General features: G+C 74.2%; 4 protein-coding genes. All 4 read right to left on the bottom strand.

Going from position 1 to position 3397, the window contains the following annotated elements:
- The coding region (locus tag A6V29_RS03560) for a signal peptidase I (protein WP_137159019.1) at positions 1–669 on the bottom strand (669 nt) is incomplete at its 3' end.
- The gene (locus A6V29_RS03555; RefSeq protein WP_137159018.1) at positions 648–1268 is read right to left on the bottom strand and encodes a type 2 periplasmic-binding domain-containing protein; all 621 of its coding nucleotides are present in this window, start codon (positions 1266–1268) and stop codon (positions 648–650) included. The genes A6V29_RS03555 and A6V29_RS03560, both read right to left, overlap by 22 nt.
- 79 nt (positions 1269–1347) lie before the next feature.
- Complete coding sequence (locus tag A6V29_RS03550) at positions 1348–2124, bottom strand: nitrilase-related carbon-nitrogen hydrolase (protein ID WP_137159017.1); 777 nt, start codon at positions 2122–2124, stop codon at positions 1348–1350.
- 104 nt (positions 2125–2228) lie between these two features.
- Positions 2229–3397 (bottom strand): pyridoxal phosphate-dependent aminotransferase (locus A6V29_RS03545; protein WP_137159016.1); only part of this gene is annotated, 1169 nt, incomplete at its 5' end.

Raw genomic sequence — 3397 nt, 5'->3', positions numbered from 1 at the left:
GACGGCGGCGTGCAGCGCCGCGGGCAGCAGGTGGTCGCCGGCGGTGGTGCGCCGGTCGGCCGGCGACCCGCTGGAGCGGCCCAGCAGGACCTCGGCAGGGTTCACCCGGGTGCCGGAGGACCACGGGTCGAAGGCGGGGTCGAACGAGCGGGGGGCCAGGCGGAGGACGACGAGCAGCACGACGGCGGCGCCGGCCAGCAACTCGTAGCGGGACTGGGCGAACCACAGGGACGGCCGGCCGACCCACGGCACGGCCAGCACCGCGGCTCCCTCGACCTCGTCGAGGCGGACGGGCTCGCCGTCGGGCACCGGGTTGGCGTCGCCGGCTGTGCGCAGGGTGCCGTCGGGGAGCTGTTCGAGGACGCGGTGGAGCACCCGGCCGCTGTCGGGGCGGTCGTAGAGGACGACGGTGTTGGCCACCAGGTCGCTCGCCTGCACCGGACGGACGAGCACCACGTCGCCCGGGGAGACCAGCGGCTCCATCGACCCGCTGGTGACCAGCGTCGGGGACCAGCCGAGGAACACCCACGGCAGGGCGATCCACAGCGACAGGCTGCTCACCATCGAGATGAGCAGCATGCTCAGCGTGCCTGCGCCGTACAGCGCCGTGCGCTGCCACGGCCGCCCGGCCGCGCCCGTGCGGGCGCTCAGCCGGTCCGTGTTTCCCACGAGAACCCGAACGTGGCGGTCTGCCCCTCCGCGGCGGTGACGTCCTGGAGCGAGAGCCGGAAGCGGAAGGTGCGGGTGTCCGGGCCGGCCGTCGGGTCCCAGGTGCTCACGCCGTCGGCGTAGCCGGTGCGGCCCGCGGCGAAGGCGGCCAGCGTGTCGTCGTAGAGCGTGGCCGTCGAGGTGAACCCGGTGCAGTCGCGGAACGGGGCGCCGGTGGCTGCCCCGATGTCGACGGTCAGGTCCAGGTACTGACCCAGCGACCCGGTCGGGGGCGCGGCGGCGTAGAGCCTGACCTCGGTCGGGTCGACCGAGCCGGTGTAGGTGACGGCGATGCAGCGCTCCTCGACGTCCCCCGGGGCGAGGCCGCGGACGTCCGCGAACATCGCGGTGGCGGCGTCGTCGTCGGTCAGGTCCACCGCGGCTGCGGTCACCTGGTTGAGGAGGTTGTCGTTCTGCGCGACGAACGCGGCGCGCGAGGAGGTGACGACCAGCAGGGCGACGAGCACGAAGGTCAGCCCCACGGCCCAGAGCTGGACGGCGAGCCCGCGCAGGGAGCGGCTACGGCGCGACCGCGCCGGCTGCGGTGCTCCCCTGTCCATGCCGCACGCATCGGACGCGGGACCCGCCAACTTGAGGGACTACAGCGAACTCCCCCGGGCGGGTGGCACGCTCCACCGGTCAGCCGCGGCGGTCGGCCAGGAAGCGGAACCGCTCCCGGGTGGCCGTCACCTCCGCGGGGTCCACGTCGGCGAGCAGCAGCGTCTCGATGCCGGCGGCGGTGGCCAGCAGCTCGCCCATCGGGCTGACGATCCGGCTGTCACCGGCGTGGTCGGTGCCGTCCGCGGCGGCGCCCACCCGGTTGCAGCCGACGACGTAGGCCTGGTTCTCGATCGCCCGCGCCTGCAGCAGCGCCGTCCAGTGCAGTCGCCGGGCGGCCGGCCAGTTCGCGGTGACCAGGTACACGTCGGTGTCCGGGGCGGCCCGCCAGAACACGTCGGCGAAGCGCAGGTCGTAGCAGACGAACGGCGTGATCCGGACGCCTCCGATCGTGACCGTCACGGGTGCCTCGCCGGCGCGGAACCGCTCGTGCTCGCCGCCATGGGTGAACGGGTGCAGCTTGCGGTAGCGGTGCACGCTGCCGTCGGGGCCGGCGAGGACGAACGAGTTGTACGGGAGCTCTGCCTCGCCCCCGGGCACGCCGTCGGCGATCTCCGGGCAGCTCCCGCCGACCCAGATCCCGTGCTCGGCGGCCCGGTCGCGCAGGAACGTCGCCGACGGTCCGTCCTCGGGCTCGCCGATGCCCGGCGTCATCGAGAAGCCGGTGGAGAACGTCTCGCTCAGCAGCACCAGGTCGCCCCCCGCCGCGGCCGCCCGGGCCACCTGCGGGGCCAGCCGGGCGAAGTTCGCCTCGCGGTCCTCCCACACGATGTCGTGCTGCACCACCGCGATCCTCATGCCCTCCCTTTCCCGATCCCCCCGAAGGGCCACAAGCACGCTGTTGGCCCTTTCATGCCGTCCCCCCTGATCCCCGGGGGCCAAAAGCGTGCTTTTGGCCCCCGTCATGCCAACCGCCGGAGGCGCTCGACGGCCTCGGCGAGCACCGCGTCGGCCTTGCAGAACGCGAACCGGACCAGGTGCCGGCCCAGGTGCGCGTGCTCAGGTGTGTAGAAGACACCCGACGGCACGGCGACGACGCCGGCCCGCTCCGGCAGTGCACGGCAGAACGCCAGGCCGTCGCCGTCGGGCTGCACGGCGCGGACGTCGACCGTGGCGAAGTAGGTCGCCTCGGGGCTGATCACGGGCAGGCCCGCCGCGCGGAGGCCGCGCACGAGCACGTCCCGGCGGGCCTCGAGGTCCTGCCCCATCCCGGTGAAGTACGCGTCGGGCAGCCGCAGCCCGGCAGCGACCGCCGGCTGGAACGGCCCGGCGTTCACGTAGGTCAGGAACTGCTTGGCCGTGCGGACGGCGGCCACCAGCGGGGGCGGCCCGCAGACCCAGCCGACCTTCCAGCCGGTGACGTTGAACGTCTTGCCGGCGCTGCTCACCACGAGGGTGCGCTCGCGCAGGCCGGGCAGGGTCGCGGGGGAGACGTGCCGGGCGCCGGTGAACACCAGGTGCTCGTACACCTCGTCGGTGAGCACCAGAAGGTCGTGCTCGGCCGCCAGCCCGCCGAGGAACGCCAGCTCCTCGGCGGTGAGGACGGTGCCGGTCGGGTTGTGCGGCGTGTTGAGCAGCAGGATGCGGGTCCGCGGGGTGACGGCTGCGCGCACGTCGTCCGGGTCGAAGGTCCACCTGCCCACGCCGTCGGCCGGCGGGTGCAGCGGCACCGGCCGGACCACCCCGCCGGCCATCGCGACCGAGGCGGAGTAGCTGTCGTAGATCGGCTCGAGCAGCACGACCTCGTCGCCGGGTTCCAGCAGCGCGAGCATCGCCGCGGCGAGCGCCTCGGTGGCGCCGGCGGTGACCAGCACCTCGGTGTCGGGGTCGTAGGCCAGGCCGGAGAAGCGCTGCTGGTGCTCGGCGATCGCGGTCCGCAGGTCGGGGATGCCCGGGCCGGGCGGGTACTGGTCGGCGGCCGTGCCGATCGCGGCACGGGCGACGTCGAGCACCTCGGGCGGGCCGGGGTGATCGGGGAAGCCCTGCCCCAGGTTGATCGAGCCGGTGGCGACCGCGAGCGCACTCATCTCGGCGAAGACCGTCGTCCCGAAGCCCTGCAGGCGGCTCGCGA

The sequence above is a fragment of the Blastococcus sp. CCUG 61487 genome (assembly GCF_005222955.1).
Classification (GTDB): Bacteria; Actinomycetota; Actinomycetes; order Mycobacteriales; family Geodermatophilaceae; genus Blastococcus.
Note: the sequence above shows the minus strand (reverse complement) of the source record. Positions and strands in the feature narration are given on the sequence as shown.